We start from the raw sequence: 15063 nt of genomic DNA on the forward strand, positions 1-15063 counted from the left end.
GCTCGTAATGTGAACCGCGACGCTTCATGATTATGTCGTGACCATCGTGCCGCAACACCCGTCCGAAGGGACGAACCGGGAGCGTCCGTCCGTGGCGGTGCTCCGGGCGGCCCGCGTGCTGGCCGAGGCCGGGGTCGAGGCGGCGCGGGCGGAGGCCGAGCTGCTGGCCGCGTACGTGCTGGAGGTGCCGCGCGGCCGGCTCGCCCTGGCGGACGGGTTCTCCCCGGCGCAGCGCGACCGGTACGCGGCGCTGGTCGCCCGCCGGGCGGACCGGGAGCCGTTGCAGCACCTCACCGGCCGGGCCGCCTTCCGGCACCTGGAGCTGGCCGTCGGCCCGGGGGTGTTCGTGCCCCGCCCGGAGACCGAACTGCTCGCCGGCTGGGGCGTCGAGCGGGCCGCGCGGGTGGCCACCCCGCTGGTGGTGGACCTGTGCAGCGGCTCCGGCGCGATCGCCCTCGCGGTCGCCCAGGAGCTGCCGTCGGCCCGGGTGGTGGCGGTGGAGGGTTCGCCGGCGGCGCTGCCCTGGCTGCGGCGCAACGCGGCCGAGCGGGCCGCGGCGGGGGACCGGCCGATCGAGGTGGTCGCGGCCGACGTCACCGCGCCGGACCTGCTGGCCGAGCTGGCCGGCCGGGTGGACGTCCTGCTCTGCAACCCGCCCTACGTGCCGGCCGAGGTGGCCGTGCCACCCGAGGTGGCCCGGCACGATCCGGCAAACGCGGTCTTCGGCGGGCCCGACGGGTTGGCGGTGATCCGCCCGGTGCTGGCCCGGGCGGCGGTGCTGCTGCGGCCTGGTGGCGCGCTCGGCGTGGAGCACGACGACAGCCACGGCCGGGTGGTGCCGGAGCTGCTCGCCGCCGACGGCCGGTACGCCGACGTCGCCGACCATCCGGACCTGGCCGGCCGGCCCCGGTTCGCCACCGCGTCCCGGCGGGCGGACGGTCAGCACCGGTTCACCGGCCCGGCGTGGCAGACTGGCTCCTCGTGATGCTCTACGACTGCCGGTCGCCCGCCGACCGGGACCGCGGCATCGCTGCGGCCATCGAGGCGGTCAAGAACGGCGAACTGGTCGTCCTGCCGACGGACACGGTCTACGGGATCGGCGCGGACGCGTTCACCCCGTACGCGGTCAAGGCGCTGCTCGACGCCAAGGGCCGGGGCCGGCAGATGCCGCCCCCGGTGCTGATCGGCTCCCGGCACACCCTCGACGGGCTGGTCTTCTCGCTGCCGCAGGCGGCCCGGGACCTGGTCGAGGCGTTCTGGCCGGGGGCGCTGACCATCGTGGTCGAGCACTCGCCGAGCCTGCAGTGGGACCTCGGGGACAAGACCGGCACGGTGGCGGTGCGGATGCCGCTGCACCCGGTGGCCCTGGAGGTGCTGCGGGAGACCGGCCCGATGGCGGTCTCGTCGGCGAACAAGACCGGCCAGCCGGCCGCGGTCACCGCCGAGGAGGCGCGCGACCAGCTCGGCTACTCGGTGCGCGCGTACCTGGAGGCCGGGCCCTGCCCGGACCCGGTGCCGAGCACGATCGTGGACCTCACCGGCGAGGTGCCGCAGCTGCTCCGGCTGGGCGCCATCCCGCTGGAGAAGCTCCGCGACGTGGTGCCGGACATCGTCGAGAGCCAGGTGGCCTGAGTGCCCCCGTTCACCGTGCTGCACGTGTGCATGGGCAACATCTGCCGGTCGCCGATGGCCGAGCGGCTGCTCGCCCTCGCCGTCCGGGAACGGCTGTCCCGCCGGGGGCTCGACCCGGCCCGCGCGGACGAGCTGCTGCACAGCCACAGCGCCGGCACCGGCGGCTGGCACGCCGGCGAGGAGATGAACCCGCCGGCGGCCCGCCAGGTCACCACCCGCGGCGGCAGCACCGAGGGGTTCGCCGCCCGCAAGCTCCGCTCGGACCTCATCGACGCGGCCGACCTGGTCCTCACCGCCACCGCCGACCAGCAGGAGTACGTGGTGGCGCTGCGCCCGGACGCCGCCGAACGCACCTTCGTGCTCGGCGAGTTCGGCCGGCTGCTGGCCGCGGTGGACGCCGCCGCGCTGCCCCCGGCCGAGTCCACCGGCGAGGCGGTGTACGCCCGCGGGGTGGCGCTGGTCGAGGCCGCCCACGCCGCCCGCCAGGGCACCACCCCGCTGCCCACGGACGACCTGGACGACCCGTGGGGTCGGGGCGACCAGTGCTTCAGCCGGGTCGCCGACGAGATCGAGGAGACCGTCCACCCCCTCGCCGCAGTCCTCCTCCCCTGAGCCCCACCCGCCCCGCCTGCCCCGCATGTCGATCATGACGTTGTTGACCCGACACGCCGATGCGCGCGCAACAACTTCCTGATCGACACTGTCGGCGCTCGCTCGACGGCGTGTCCGGCGGCGCGTGCCGTGTCCGGCTCGCGAATTTCCTGCGGGTTTCGCGAAACGCAGGGGCGAAAGGGGCGTTTCGGGTCATTCTGAACGGGTCCTAGCGCGATCCGGCTCCTGCGGGGAGAGCTGATGACCCGGGCCCATCTGCACCGAGTGCTGACCATCCTGATCGCCGGCGTGCTGGCCGGCCTGGCGCTGGCGGCGGCGGCCCTGCCGGCCGCGCTGGTCTTCGGGATCGGCTTCTCGGCGCTCGCCGCGCCGTACGCGGAGCTGCCGAACACGCTGCGCACCCCGCCCACCGCCCAGCGGTCCAACCTGTACGCCAGCGACGGCACCACCCTGATCACCTCCTTCTACCAGGAGGACCGGGTGGACGTCCCGCTGGCCGAGGTGGCGCCGGTGATGCGCCAGGCGATCGTGGCCGCCGAGGACGCCCGGTTCCACCAGCACAGCGGGGTGGACCTGCGGGGCGTGGCCCGGGCCTTCACGGTCAACCAGGGTTCGGGCGAGACCCGGCAGGGCGCCTCCACGCTGACCATGCAGTACGTCCGCAACGTGCTGAGCAGCGACCCGCGGCTCAGCGAAGCCCAGCGCGCCGCGGCCACCGAGATCACCACCGCCCGCAAGATCCAGGAGATGCGGTACGCGTTGGCGCTGGAGCGGGAGCTGAGCAAGGACCAGATCCTGGCCCGCTACCTGAACATCGCGTACTTCGGGGCCGGGGCGTACGGGGTGGCGGCCGCTAGCAAGCGCTACTTCTCCAAGGCGCCGGCCGACCTCACCCTCGGTGAGGCGGCTCTGCTGGCCGGCCTGGTCCGCTCCCCGCACAGCGACGACCCGATCAACGGGGACGCGGACAGCGCGCTGCGCCGCCGGGCGTACGTGCTGGACCGGCTGGTGGAGGCGGGGCAGGTGCCGGCCGAGGAGGCCGCCCGGGCCGCGGCCGAGCCGCTGAAGCTGCGCCCCAGCGAGACGCCGAACGACTGCACGGCGGTGCCCGAGGGGCACAACGACTGGGGCTACTTCTGCGACTGGTTCACCCGGTGGTGGAACGCCCAGCCGGCGTTCGGGGCCAGCGTGGACGAGCGGCAGCGCACGCTGCGCCGGGGCGGCTTCGCCATCGTCTCCTCGCTCGACCCCACCGTGCAGCGCGCCGCCGTCGAGCAGGTCCACCGGATCTACCGGGTGGACGACCGCAAGGCGATGCCGACCGCGGTGGTGCAGCCCGGCACCGGGCGGGTGCTGGCCATGGCGGTGAACCGGAACTACCGGGTGGAGGCCAACCCACCCGGGCAGAAGAACCACCCGAACACGGTCAACCAGCTGGTCGCCGGCGGCGGGGCGATCGAGGGCTACCAGGCCGGCTCGACGTTCAAGCTCTTCGCCATGCTGGCCGCCCTGGAGTCCGGGCTGCCGCTGCGGACCGAGTTCGACGCGCCGGACCGGTTCGTCACCCGCTACCCGGCCTCCGGCGCGGCGAGCTGCGACGGCTACTGGTGCCCGGAGAACGCCAGCCGGTCGATGGCGGGCTGGCACGACATGTGGACCGCCTTCGGCGAGTCGGTGAACACGTACTTCGCCTGGCTGACCGAGCGGGTCGGCGCGGACCGGGTGGTGGAGATGGCCGAGCGGCTCGGCATCGTGCTGCGCTCCCCGGACGACGCCCGGCTGGCCCGCCACGGCGCCCGCAACTGGGGCCCGTTCGTGCTGGGCGTGGCCACCACCACGCCGCTCGACCTGGCCGGCGCGTACGCCACGCTGGCGGCCGAGGGCACGTGGTGCGCGCCGCTGCCGGTCACCTCGATCACCGACGCGGCCGGTCGCCCGGTCGACGCGGCGAAGCCGGACTGCCGCCAGGTGCTCGACACCGAGGTGGCCCGGGCGGCGGCGGACGCGGCCCGCTGCCCGGTCGGCGACCAGTCCATGTACAACCGCTGCGACGGTGGCACCGCGACCCGGCTGCGGGACCGGCTGGGCCGTCCGGTGGCCGGCAAGACGGGCAGCTCGGAGCGGTACGCCACGGAGACCGTGGTGGCGTTCACCCCGCAGCTCGCGGTCGCCGCGATCGCCGCGAACCCGGACGACCCGCGGGACGGGGTGGGCCGGACGGTGCAGGGCCGGATGGTGGACGCGGTGGCCGAGCTGATGTCGTTCGCGCTGCGCGACCAGCCGGTGCGCGACTTCGTGCCGCCGAGCGAGGCGATCGCCTTCGAGGTCAGCGGAGAGCGGAGCGGGAACTGACCGAAGCCCCGGCCAGGTGCTCGGCGCCCCGGGCGATGTTGCGGGCCATCCCGCCGAACACCACCGCGTGGAACGGCGCCACCGAACCCCAGTACGCGTGCCCGGCCAGGCCGTGCGGGAGGAAGACCGCCCGCTGGTGGTAGCGGCTGCGCCCGTTCTCGGCCGGCAGCACCCGCATCTCCAGCCAGGCCCGGCCGGGCAGCCGCATCTCGGCGCGCAGCCGCAGCAGCTCACCGGGGACGATCTCCTCCACCCGCCAGAAGTCCAGCGCCTCGCCGACCTGGAGCCGGTGCGGGTCGCGCCGCCCCCGGCGCAGCCCCACCCCGCCGATCAGCCGGTCCAACCAGCCCCGCACCGACCAGGCGAGCGGGAAGGAGTACCAGCCGTGCTCCCCGCCGACCCCCTCGATCACCTGCCAGAGCACGGCCGGCGGGGCGGCCACGGCGCGTTCCCGCACGTCGGTGTACGTGGTGCCGCCGGACCACTTCGGGTCGCTGGGCAGCGGTTCGGCCGGCGCGTCCGGGCCGCTCGCGTTCGACCACCGGGTCTCCACCGCGGCGTCGCGGATCTTGGCCAGTGCCAGCTCCACCGCCCGGTCGAAGCTGGTGAGCCCCTCCGGCGGGTCGGGGACGTACCGGGCGATGTCGTGCTCGCGGGCGACCGCCTCGTGCACCAGGCTCTCCACCAGCGGCCGGGCGATCGCGTTCGGCACCGGGGTGATCAGCCCGACCCAGAGCGAGGAGAGCGCCGGGGTCAGCGGCCGGACCGGCACGATGACCCGCCGGGGCAGCTCGGCCACCCGGGCGTAGCGCTGCATCATCTCCTGGAAGGTGAGCACGTCCGGCCCGCCGATGTCGAAGGCCCGGTTGACCTCCGGCGGCAGTTCCGCGCAGCCGACCAGGTAGCGCAGCACGTCGCGGACCGCGATCGGCTGGATCCGGTTGCGCACCCAGCGCGGGGTGACCATCATCGGCAACCGCTCGGTGAGGTGGCGCAGCATCTCGAACGACGCCGAGCCGGACCCGATGATCACCGCGGCCCGCAGCACCGCGGTGGGCACCCCGCTGTCCAGCAGGATCCACCCCACCTCGGCCCGGGAGCGCAGGTGCGCCGAGGGGACCGACCGGTCGGCGGCCGGCTCCGGCCCGCCCAGGTAGACGATCCGGCGGACGCCCGCGGCGCGGGCCGCCGTCGCGAAGTTCGTCGCCGCCTCCCGGTCGGCGGCCTCGAACCCGGCCTGGCCGAGCGAGTGCACCAGGTAGTAGGCGACGTCCACGCCGTCGAGCGCGGCCGGCAGCGTCTCCGGCTTGCGCAGGTCGCCCTCGGCGATCTCCACCCGGCTCGCCCACGGCACGTCCCGCAGCCGGCCGGCCTTGCGGGCCAGGCAGCGTACGGTGTGGCCGTCGGCCAGCAGTCGGGGCGCGAGCCGCCCGCCGATGTACCCCGTTGCTCCGGTGACCAGGCATCTCACGATCCCCAGTCTGCGGCCCAATAGACTCTGGCGCTGTGGACACCGCGCAAAGCACCTTCTGGGGGCCGGATTTCGACCAGCTCCGGGCCACCGACCCGGAGATCGCCGGGGTGGTGCTCGGTGAGCTGGACCGGCTGCGCGGCGGCCTCCAGCTGATCGCCAGCGAGAACCTCACCTCGCCGGCGGTGCTGGCCGCGCTCGGCTCGACGCTGACCAACAAGTACGCCGAGGGCTACCCGGGCCGGCGGTACTACGGCGGCTGCGCCGAGGTGGACCGGGCCGAGGAGATCGGCATCGCCCGGGCGAAGGAGCTCTTCGGGGCCGAGCACGCCAACCTCCAGCCGCACTCCGGGGCGAGCGCCAACCTGGCCGCGTACGCGGCGCTGGTGCAGCCGGGTGACACGGTGCTCGCCATGGACCTGCCGCACGGCGGGCACCTGACCCACGGCAGCCGGGTGAACTTCTCCGGCAAGTGGTTCCACACCGTCGGCTACACGGTGCGCCGGGACACCGAGCTGATCGACTACGACGAGGTGCGTGACCTGGCCCTGGCACACCGGCCCAAGATGATCATCTGTGGCGCGACCGCGTACCCGCGGCTGATCGACTTCGCCCGGTTCCGGGAGGTCGCCGACGCCGTCGGCGCGTACCTCATGGTGGACGCCGCGCACTTCATCGGGCTGGTCGCCGGCAAGGCCATCCCCTCCCCGGTGCCGTACGCCGACGTCGTCTGCGCCACCACGCACAAGGTGCTGCGCGGGCCGCGTGGCGGGATGATCCTGTGCCGGGAGTCGCTGGCCCAGCGGATCGACAAGGCGGTCTTCCCGTTCACCCAGGGCGGCCCGCTGATGCACGCCGTCGCGGCCAAGGCCGTCGCGCTGCGCGAGGCCGCGCAGCCCGAGTTCCAGGCGTACGCGGCCCAGGTGGTGCGCAACGCGCAGGCGCTCGCCGCCGGGCTGGCCGCCGAGGGGATGCGCCCGGTCTCCGGCGGCACCGACACCCACCTCGCCCTGATCGACCTGCGCGAGGTGGGGGTGACCGGCGCGGACGCCGAGGCGCGCTGCGACGCCGCCGGCATCACGCTGAACAAGAACGCCATCCCGTACGACCCGCAGAAGCCGATGATCGCCTCCGGGATCCGGGTCGGCACGCCCGCCGTCACCACCCAGGGCATGCGGGAGGGCGAGCTGCGCCGGGTCGCCGGGCTGATCGCCCGGGCGGTGCGCACCGATCCGGCCGACCCGGGTGGCGCCGACCGGCTGGCCGCTGTCGCGTCCGAGGTGACCGAGCTGGTCACCGAGTTCCCGGCGTACCCCCGTGGCTGAGCCCGGGGTGCGCGAGCCGGTCGCGGCCGCCGACCGGCGCTGGCGGCTGCGGCACCTGCCGGTGCTGCTGGCCGCGAGCGGCCTGCTGACCGCCGTGGCCGCGCTGCTCGGCGCGGTCACCGGCGGCACCGACGCGGCGCTCGGCGCGGCGGCCGGCGTCGGCGTCACGGTGGCCAGCTACACCCTGACCACCGTTGTGCTGGCCTGGGCCGACTCGGTGAACCCGCAGCTGGTGCTCCCCTTCGGACTCGGCCTCTACGCGGCCAAGTTCACCCTGCTCGGGGTGGTGATGGTGGCCGTCGCGTCGACCGGCTGGGCCGGCCTGATCCCGCTCTGCCTGGGCATCGCCGCCGGGGTGGTCGTCTGGACCGGGGTGCACACCTGGTGGCTCACCGCCGTGCACGCCCGCGGTACCCGCTGACCGCGGGAATCCCACCCCTCGGACGGCGCGGAAATGTGTCCGGCACTGGTCATTTCCAGGCTGGCGGAAGGGGAGTAGCGTGCCCACAGACGAGCCTGCCCGCCCGACGCCCACACAACGACGGTTGTGCGGGGGGTGAGGCACAGCCTCGACTTCCCGACTGATATCGTTCGCCCCGTCATGGCTGGTGACCAAACCCCCCGACCCAGCGGCGACCGGGACGACGTTCCGTCCGGCGCCGGCCAGGGTTGGACCGCGCTCACGTACCTGATCGCGGGCATGCTCGTGTGGGGTTTCATCGGCTGGCTGGTCGACCAGTGGCTCGACACCGGGGGCATCGCCACCGGGATCGGCGTCGTGCTCGGCATGGCCGGGGGGATCATCCTGGTCGTCCGCCGACTCGGCACGCCTACTTAGGAAGGGACGCAGGTGTTCGGAGCGGCGAACGTTCTGGCTCAGGGCGAGGCAGCATTCCCACCCAGCGTGGAGGACTTCTACCTGCCCAGCATCCTGCCCTGGGGTGCGGAGAACTCCTACTGGTTCACCAAGATCACCGCGATGGTCTGGCTGGCCGTCGGCGTTCTGATCATCTTCTTCCTGGCCAGTTACCGGAAGCCGCAGCTGGTACCGACGAAGAAGCAGTGGTTCGCCGAGTCGATCTACGGCTTCGTGCGGAACAACATCGCTGTCGACATGATCGGGCACGCGGGGGTGCGGTTCGCGCCGTACTTCACCACGCTCTTCTGCTTCATCCTGCTGACCAACTTCTTCGCGATCTTCCCGCTGCTCCAGATCTCGCCGAACTCGCACATCGCCTTCCCGGCGTTCCTCGCCTTGATCAGCTACGTGCTCTTCATCTACGCGGGCATCCGGCACCACGGCGCCGGCAAGTTCATCAAGAACTCCCTCATCCCGCCGGCGCCCTGGTACATCCTGCCGCTGCTGATCCCGATCGAGTTCTTCTCGACCTTCCTCGTCCGGCCGTTCTCGCTGGCCGTCCGTCTCTTCGCGAACATGTTCGCCGGCCACATGCTCCTGCTGGTCTTCACGCTCGGCGGCTTCGCGATGCTCAACGCCAACGCCTGGCTGGCGCCGGTCTCGGTGCTCTCCTGGGTGATGACCATCGCGCTCACCTTCCTCGAGTTCCTGGTGATCGTCCTGCAGGCCTACGTCTTCACCGTGCTCACCGCCAGCTACGTGCAGGGCGCGCTCGCCGAAGAGCACTGATCCACCGCACCACCCGTTGTCGTCCCGCGTGACCGTCACGCGTGATAACCAGGAGGAACCCACTAATGGACATCTACGCCGCGGTAGAGGGCAGCACCGCCGCCATCGGCTACGGTCTCGCGGCCATCGGCCCGGGCATCGGTGTCGGCCTGGTCTTCGCCGCCTACATCCAGTCGACGGCCCGCCAGCCGGAGTCGTCCCGGATGACCCTGCCGTACGTCTGGATCGGCTTCGCCGTCATCGAGGCGCTCGCGCTGCTGGGCATCGCCTTCGGCTTCATCTGGCAGGGCCAGCTCTAATCCCGCCCCTCGACCGGGAGGTCATCCATGTTCCTGCTCGCCGCTGAGGGTGGTGAGTCGACCCACAACCCGATCGTGCCTGTCTGGCAGGAGATCGTGGTCGGCACCATCGCCTTCGCCATCCTCTGCTTCGTGCTGATGAAGTTCGTCTTCCCGCGCATGGAGCAGACGTTCCAGGCTCGGGTGGACGCGATCGAGGGCGGCATCAAGCGCGCCGAGGCCGCCCAGGCCGAGGCCAACCAGCTGCTCGAGCAGTACCGCGCGCAGCTCGCCGAGGCGCGTACCGACGCCGCCAAGATCCGGGACGACGCCCGGGCCGACGCCGAGGGCATCCGGCAGGACATCCTCGCCAAGGCGCGGGAGGAGTCCGACCGGATCATCGCGGCCGGCAAGGAGCAGCTCGCCGCGGAGCGGGCCACCATCGTGCGCGAGCTGCGTACCGAGGTCGGCACCATCGCGGTCGATCTGGCCAGCAAGATCGTCGGTGAGTCGCTCGCCGACGAGGCGCGCCGCAAGGGCACCGTCGACCGGTTCCTGAGCGGTCTCGAGAGCACGGGGGCCCGCTGATGCAGGCCGCCAGCCGGGAGTCGTACAAGATCGCGGCCGAGCGCCTCGACGCGTACGTCCGCGGCGCGGAGCCGTCGGCGGTGGCCACCACCGCCGACGACATCATCTCCGTCGCCGCCCTGCTGCGGCGGGAGCCGCGGCTGCGCCGGGCGCTCTCCGACCCGGCCCGCTCCGGCGAGGACCGGGCCGCCCTGCTGACCGGGATTCTCGGCGGCAAGGTCGGCGCGGACGCGCTCGAGCTGGTCGCCGCGCTGGTCTCCGGCCGGTGGTCGGCGCCGTCGGAACTGCTCGACGCCACCGAGCGGCTCGGCGTGGAGGCGCTCCTGGCCGCCGCCGACTCCGGCGGCGAGCTGGGTGAGGTCGAGGACGAGCTGTTCCGCTTCGGGCAGGTCGTCTCCGGTTCACCCGAGCTGTCCAACGCGCTCTCCGACGCGATGGTGCCGGCCAAGCAGCGGGCCACCCTGGCCGACCAGCTGCTCGCCGGCAAGGCCCGGCCCGTCACCGGCTACCTCGTCGGGGTCGCGCTCGCCGGCTTCGGCGGACGCTCCTTAACCGGGGCGCTCACCCGGCTGGTCGAGCTCGCCGCCGACCGGCGCGACCGGCAGGTGGCGTACGTGACCGTGGCGGCCCCGTTGAGTGAAGAGGAGGAGCGCCGGCTGGGCGCCAGCCTCTCCGCGATATACGGTCGGGAGGTATCCGTCAAGCAGACGGTGAACCCCGAGGTCCTCGGTGGCGCGAGCGTGCGGGTCGGCTCCGACCTGTACGACGGCACCGTCCTGCGCCGCCTCAACGAGACCCGCAACGCGCTCGCGAAGCGCTGAGGCGGCCCCGCCGCGCAGCGCCTGAATGACAGACGCCATTCGGACCGGTCGGTACTAGGTATCCCGGGCCCCTGATACTTAAGGAAGCAGAGGATGGCCGAGCTGACCATCTCGACGGAGGAGATCCGCGGCGCCCTGGAGCGCTACGTCTCCTCCTACACGTCCGACGTCTCCCGCGAGGAGGTCGGCACCGTCGCCGACGCCGGCGACGGCATCGCCCACGTCGAGGGCCTGCCCTCGACCATGACCAACGAGCTCCTGGAGTTCGAGGACGGCACGCTCGGCGTGGCGCTGAACCTCGACGTCCGGGACATCGGTGTCGTCGTCCTCGGTGACTACGCCGGCATCGAGGAGGGGCAGCGCGTCAAGCGCACCGGCCGGGTGCTCTCCGTGCCGGTCGGCGACGCCTTCCTCGGCCGCGTGGTCAACGCGCTCGGCCAGCCGATCGACGGCCTCGGCGACATCGCCAACGAGGGCTACCGCGAGCTGGAGCTGCAGGCTCCGAACGTGATGGCCCGGCAGTCCGTCTTCGAGCCGATGCAGACCGGCATCAAGGCGGTCGACGCGATGACCCCGATCGGCCGGGGCCAGCGGCAGCTGATCATCGGTGACCGGAAGACCGGCAAGACCACCGTCGCCCTGGACACCATCCTCAACCAGCGGGAGAACTGGCGCTCCGGCGACCCGACGAAGCAGGTCCGCTGCATCTACGTCGCCGTCGGCCAGAAGGCCTCCACGATCGCCTCGATCAAGGGCCTCCTGGAGGAGGCGGGCGCGATGGAGTACACCACCATCGTCGCCTCCCCGGCCTCCGACCCGGCCGGCTTCAAGTACCTCGCCCCCTACACCGGCTCGTCCATCGGGCAGCACTGGATGTACGGCGGCAAGCACGTCCTGATCGTCTTCGACGACCTGAGCAAGCAGGCCGAGGCGTACCGGGCCGTGTCGCTGCTGCTGCGTCGCCCGCCGGGCCGCGAGGCGTACCCGGGTGACGTCTTCTACCTGCACTCGCGGCTGCTGGAGCGCTGCGCGAAGCTGTCGGACGAGATGGGCGGCGGTTCGATGACCGGCCTGCCGATCATCGAGACCAAGGCCAACGACATCTCGGCCTTCATCCCGACCAACGTCATCTCGATCACCGACGGCCAGATCTTCCTGGAGACCGACCTGTTCAACCAGGGCGTCCGGCCGGCCATCAACGTCGGCACCTCGGTGTCCCGGGTCGGTGGCGCCGCGCAGGTGAAGCCGATGAAGAAGGTCGCCGGCTCGCTGCGGCTGAACCTGGCCCAGTACCGCGAGCTGGAGGCGTTCGCCGCCTTCGCCTCCGACCTGGACAAGGCCTCCCGGGCCCAGCTGGAGCGCGGCTCCCGCCTGGTCGAGCTGCTCAAGCAGCCGAACTACTCGCCGTTCCCGGTGCAGGAGCAGGTCGTCTCGGTCTGGGCCGGCACCGAGGGCAAGCTGGACGACATCCCGGTGGGTGAGATCCGGCGGTTCGAGTCGGAGTTCCTCCAGTACCTGCGGCACAAGCACGAGGGCGTCCTCGCGGCCATCGCCGACCACAAGTGGGACGACGACATCATCGGCTCGCTGGACACCGCCATCACGGAGTTCAAGCAGGTCTTCCTCGGCAAGGAGGACGAGCGCCGGATCAACGAGGCGCCGGCCGCCCCGCTGGAGGGCGACGAGGCCCGCGAGACGGTGACCCGCTTCCGCGACGGCACGACCGACCGCCCGGTCGAGAACCAGTAAGGGCTGACCATGGCGGCCCAGGTTCGCGTTCTTCGTCAACGGATCCGCTCGGCGAAGTCGATGAAGAAGATCACCAAGGCGATGGAGCTCGTGGCGACGAGCCGGATCGCCAAGGCCCAGGCCCGGGTGGAGGCGTCCCTGCCGTACGCCCAGGCCATCACCAACGTGCTCACGGCGCTGGCGTCCAACGCGCGGATCGACCACCCGCTGCTCACCCCGCGGCCGCGGGTGCGGCGGGCCGGCGTCCTGCTGGTCACCAGCGACCGGGGCCTGGCCGGCGGTTACAGCACCAACGCGATCAAGACCGCTGAGTCGCTGATCGCCCGGCTCAAGGCCGACGGCAAGGAGCCGGTGCTCTACGTCGTCGGGCGCAAGGGCGTCACGTTCTACCGGTTCCGTAACCGGCCGATCGAGGCGAACTGGACCGGGTTCAGCGAGCAGCCGTCGTTCGCCGACGCCCGCGAGGTGGGCGAGACGCTGATCAAGGCGTTCTCGGCCGGCGCGGACGACGTGGACGGCGGCGCCGGGCCGGACGGGGTGCTCGGAATCGACGAGCTGCACATCGTCTACACCGAGTTCAAGTCCCTGATGACCCAGACCCCGGTGGCGAAGATCATCGGCCCGATGCAGGTGGAGGACCGCCCCCGGTCCGAGGGCCTGCTGCCGGCGTACGAGTTCGAGCCGGAGGCGGAGGCGCTGCTCGACGCGCTGCTGCCGAAGTACATCAACACGCGGATCTACGCGGCGTTGATCGAGTCGGCGGCGAGCGAGTCGGCGGCCCGGCGGCGGGCGATGAAGAGCGCCACCGACAACGCGGAAGAGATGATCGAGAAGTACACGCGTGAGATGAACTCGGCCCGCCAGGCCGGGATCACCCAGGAGATCAGCGAGATCGTCGGCGGCGCGAACGCGCTGGCCGCGTCGGGAAGTGAAGTGTGATGACTGCCCCAGTAGAGACCAAGACGGCCACGGGTCGCGTGGTCCGGGTCATCGGCCCGGTCGTCGACGCCGAGTTCCCGCGCGACGCCATGCCGGACCTGTTCAACGCCCTGCACGTCGAGGTGACGCTCTCCGGCGGCGAGAAGACGCTGACCCTGGAGGTCGCCCAGCACCTGGGTGACAACCTGGTCCGCGCCATCTCGATGCAGCCGACCGACGGCCTGGTCCGTGGTGCGGAGGTGCGCGACAGCGGCTCGCCGATCACCGTTCCGGTGGGCGACGCGGTCAAGGGCCACGTGTTCAACGCGATCGGCGAGGTCCTGAACCTCACCGAGGGCGAGACGCTCCAGGCCGACGACCGCTGGAGCATCCACCGCAAGGCCCCGGCCTTCGCGGACCTGGAGCCGAAGACCGAGATGCTGGAGACCGGCATCAAGGTCATCGACCTGCTCGCCCCGTACGTCAAGGGCGGCAAGATCGGCCTGTTCGGCGGCGCCGGCGTGGGCAAGACGGTGCTCATCCAGGAGATGATCACCCGGGTCGCCCGCAACTTCGGTGGTACCTCGGTCTTCGCCGGCGTGGGTGAGCGGACCCGTGAGGGCAACGACCTCATCGCCGAGATGACCGAGTCCGGCGTCATCGACAAGACCGCGCTGGTCTACGGCCAGATGGACGAGCCGCCGGGCACCCGGCTGCGGGTCGCTCTCTCCGCGCTGACCATGGCGGAGTACTTCCGCGACGTGAAGAAGCAGGAGGTGCTGCTCTTCATCGACAACATCTTCCGCTTCACCCAGGCCGGTTCCGAGGTCTCCACCCTGCTCGGCCGGATGCCGAGCGCGGTGGGCTACCAGCCGACCCTGGCCGACGAGATGGGCGAGCTCCAGGAGCGGATCACCTCCGTCCGGGGCCAGGCCATCACCTCGATGCAGGCGATCTACGTGCCGGCGGACGACTACACCGACCCCGCCCCGGCCACCACGTTCGCCCACCTCGACGCGACCACCAACCTGGAGCGGTCGATCTCCGACAAGGGCATCTACCCGGCCGTGGACCCGCTGGCGTCCTCGTCCCGGATCCTCGCCCCGGAGTTCGTCGGCCAGGACCACTTCCAGGTGGCCACCGAGGTGAAGCGGATCCTGCAGCGCTACAAGGACCTGCAGGACATCATCGCCATCCTCGGTATCGAGGAGCTCTCCGAGGAGGACAAGGTCACGGTCGGCCGGGCCCGCCGGATCGAGCGGTTCCTGTCGCAGAACACCTACGCGGCGGAGCAGTTCACCGGTGTGCCGGGCTCGACGGTCCCGATCAAGGAGACCATCGAGGCGTTCCGCAAGATCAGCGAGGGCGAGTACGACCACTTCCCCGAGCAGGCCTTCTTCATGTGCGGCGGTCTGGAGGACCTGGAGCGCAAGGCGAAGGAGCTGATGGCGGAGGGCTGAGCCCGCCCGTTGTGAGCAAGAAAAAGGCCGCCCCGGCAATGCCGGGGCGGCCTTTTGTTCATCTTCGCGCCGTATCCTGCCCGCTGGCCGGTTTCCCGCGCTCGGCGATCGTGCCGCGTGCGAGGTACCGTCGGTTCGCGCGCTCACCGGAATGAGCGTTGGTCTATGGCAACCATTCGGCTGGGTGCGCCCGTCTCCTGATCGTGGGC

General features: G+C 72.0%; 15 protein-coding genes. 14 read left to right on the forward strand and 1 reads right to left on the reverse strand.

The genetic code is table 11. The annotated features are described in order from the left end of the window. The first annotated feature begins 46 nt into the window (after positions 1–46). The 4 genes from prmC (at position 47) to DLJ47_RS12500 (ending at position 4596) form a co-directional block, all read left to right on the forward strand. A complete protein-coding gene (prmC, locus tag DLJ47_RS12485; RefSeq protein ID WP_446723555.1) occupies positions 47–985 on the forward strand; it encodes a peptide chain release factor N(5)-glutamine methyltransferase in 939 nt (312 codons plus the stop codon). Then, complete coding sequence (locus DLJ47_RS12490; protein WP_088997429.1) at positions 985–1632, forward strand: L-threonylcarbamoyladenylate synthase; 648 nt, start codon at positions 985–987, stop codon at positions 1630–1632. The genes prmC and DLJ47_RS12490 overlap by 1 nt, the downstream gene beginning before the upstream one ends. Next, complete coding sequence (locus tag DLJ47_RS12495) at positions 1633–2244, forward strand: arsenate reductase/protein-tyrosine-phosphatase family protein (RefSeq protein WP_109900200.1); 612 nt, start codon at positions 1633–1635, stop codon at positions 2242–2244. A 240-nt stretch (positions 2245–2484) separates the two neighbouring features. Then, complete coding sequence (locus tag DLJ47_RS12500; RefSeq protein ID WP_109900201.1) at positions 2485–4596, forward strand: transglycosylase domain-containing protein; 2112 nt, start codon at positions 2485–2487, stop codon at positions 4594–4596. On the opposite strand, the gene DLJ47_RS12505 is transcribed toward DLJ47_RS12500, so the two are convergent. Beyond that, positions 4571–6067 (reverse strand): SDR family oxidoreductase, encoded by a 1497-nt coding sequence (locus DLJ47_RS12505; RefSeq protein WP_109900202.1) that lies wholly within the window; start codon positions 6065–6067, stop codon positions 4571–4573. The genes DLJ47_RS12500 and DLJ47_RS12505 overlap by 26 nt on opposite strands. 35 nt (positions 6068–6102) lie before the next feature. Here DLJ47_RS12505 and DLJ47_RS12510 point away from each other — a divergent pair, with 35 nt between their 5' ends. The 10 genes from DLJ47_RS12510 (at position 6103) to atpD (ending at position 14854) form a co-directional block, all read left to right on the forward strand. Further along, positions 6103–7392: a serine hydroxymethyltransferase gene (locus tag DLJ47_RS12510; RefSeq protein ID WP_109900203.1), complete on the forward strand. Its 1290-nt coding sequence runs from the start codon at positions 6103–6105 to the stop codon at positions 7390–7392. After that, positions 7385–7813, forward strand: a complete 429-nt coding sequence (locus DLJ47_RS12515) for a hypothetical protein (RefSeq protein ID WP_109900204.1) — start codon at positions 7385–7387, stop codon at positions 7811–7813. The genes DLJ47_RS12510 and DLJ47_RS12515 overlap by 8 nt, the downstream gene beginning before the upstream one ends. 180 nt (positions 7814–7993) lie before the next feature. Next, complete coding sequence (locus DLJ47_RS12520; protein WP_088997430.1) at positions 7994–8230, forward strand: AtpZ/AtpI family protein; 237 nt, start codon at positions 7994–7996, stop codon at positions 8228–8230. Positions 8231–8242: 12 nt separating this feature from the next. Beyond that, positions 8243–9040 carry a F0F1 ATP synthase subunit A gene (gene atpB / locus DLJ47_RS12525; RefSeq protein ID WP_109900205.1) on the forward strand — a complete coding sequence of 266 codons (798 nt, stop codon included), beginning with the start codon at positions 8243–8245 and terminating at the stop codon, positions 9038–9040. Positions 9041–9105: 65 nt separating this feature from the next. Continuing rightward, entirely contained in the window at positions 9106–9339 is a 234-nt protein-coding gene (locus tag DLJ47_RS12530) for an ATP synthase F0 subunit C (RefSeq protein ID WP_043966050.1), read from the forward strand. A gap of 27 nt (positions 9340–9366) precedes the next feature. After that, positions 9367–9906 carry a F0F1 ATP synthase subunit B gene (locus DLJ47_RS12535; RefSeq protein WP_088992196.1) on the forward strand — a complete coding sequence of 180 codons (540 nt, stop codon included), beginning with the start codon at positions 9367–9369 and terminating at the stop codon, positions 9904–9906. Continuing rightward, positions 9906–10727, forward strand: a complete 822-nt coding sequence (locus DLJ47_RS12540; RefSeq protein WP_109900206.1) for a F0F1 ATP synthase subunit delta — start codon at positions 9906–9908, stop codon at positions 10725–10727. Before DLJ47_RS12535 ends, DLJ47_RS12540 begins: the two co-directional genes overlap by 1 nt. Before the next feature lie 93 nt (positions 10728–10820). Then, entirely contained in the window at positions 10821–12476 is a 1656-nt protein-coding gene (gene atpA, locus DLJ47_RS12545; protein ID WP_109900207.1) for a F0F1 ATP synthase subunit alpha, read from the forward strand. Positions 12477–12485: 9 nt separating this feature from the next. Further along, positions 12486–13415, forward strand: a complete 930-nt coding sequence (locus DLJ47_RS12550; protein WP_088992199.1) for a F0F1 ATP synthase subunit gamma — start codon at positions 12486–12488, stop codon at positions 13413–13415. Beyond that, positions 13415–14854: a F0F1 ATP synthase subunit beta gene (atpD, locus tag DLJ47_RS12555; RefSeq protein WP_088992200.1), complete on the forward strand. Its 1440-nt coding sequence runs from the start codon at positions 13415–13417 to the stop codon at positions 14852–14854. The genes DLJ47_RS12550 and atpD overlap by 1 nt, the downstream gene beginning before the upstream one ends. The last annotated feature ends 209 nt before the right edge of the window (positions 14855–15063 follow it).

Source organism: Micromonospora sp. S4605 (assembly GCF_003176715.1).
In the GTDB taxonomy this organism is placed as follows: Bacteria; Actinomycetota; Actinomycetes; order Mycobacteriales; family Micromonosporaceae; genus Micromonospora; species Micromonospora echinaurantiaca.